Annotated in this window: 1 protein-coding gene; it reads left to right on the forward strand. The window is 69.6% G+C overall.

The genetic code is table 11. The annotated features are described in order from the left end of the window. Positions 1–11: 11 nt before the first annotated feature. On the forward strand, positions 12–943 hold a 932-nt coding region (locus ACYVD5_RS17800), incomplete at its 3' end, for an acyltransferase domain-containing protein (RefSeq protein WP_461002191.1).

Genomic DNA, 943 nt, shown 5'->3' on the forward strand with positions numbered 1-943 from the left:
CGGGTGAGTCCTTGGACGAGACCGGCTACACCCAGCCGGCGTTGTTCGCCTACGAGGTCGGGCTGTTCCGGTTGCTGGAGTCCTGGGGGATTACGCCGGATTACGTGATGGGCCATTCGGTGGGTGAGTTCGCGGCCGCCTATGTGGCGGGGGTGTGGTCGCTGTCCGATGCCTGCAGTGTGGTGGCGGCGCGGGGCCGGTTGATGCAGGCGTTGCCTGCGGGTGGGGCGATGGTGTCGCTGCAGGCCACCGAAGCCGAGATCCTCCCCCTTCTTGACGGGTTGGCTGATCGGGTGGGTGTGGCGGCGGTCAACGGTCCGGGCTCGGTGGTGGTTTCGGGCGATGTGGACCCGGTGGGCGATATCGAAGGCACGGTCGCGGGGTGGGGGCGCAAGACGCGGTGGTTGCGGGTGAGCCATGCGTTCCACTCCCACCACATGGACCCGATGCTGGCCGAGTTCGCCCGGTGCCTGGAGCAGGTGGAGTTCCACCGCCCCGAACTGCCGGTGGTGTCGAATCTGACGGGCGAACTGGCGGATCCGGATCTGCTGTGCTCGGTGGAGTACTGGGTTTCGCACGTGCGCCGCCCGGTCCGGTTCGGCGCGGGCATCGCCGACTTGGTCGAACGCGGCGTTTCCCGGTTCGTGGAGGTGGGTCCGGATGCGGTTTTGGTGCCGGCGGTGGGCGAGGTCGCGCCGGAGGCGGTGGTGGTCGGTGCTCAGCGCCGCGACCGGCCCGAGGCCGACACCCTGCTGACTGCGGTGGCCCGCTTGTATGTGGAAGGAGCGGCCGTCGACTGGCCCGCGGTGATCACGGCCGGTACCGGCGACGGCCCGGCGCCGGCCGCGGTCGGTTTGCCGTTGTATGCGTTTCAGCGGGAGCGGTTTTGGCCGGTGGTGGGTGGGGTTGGTGGGGGTGTGGTGGGTGGTGCGGGGGTTGAGGT

It is taken from the genome of Streptomonospora sediminis, from assembly GCF_054778995.1.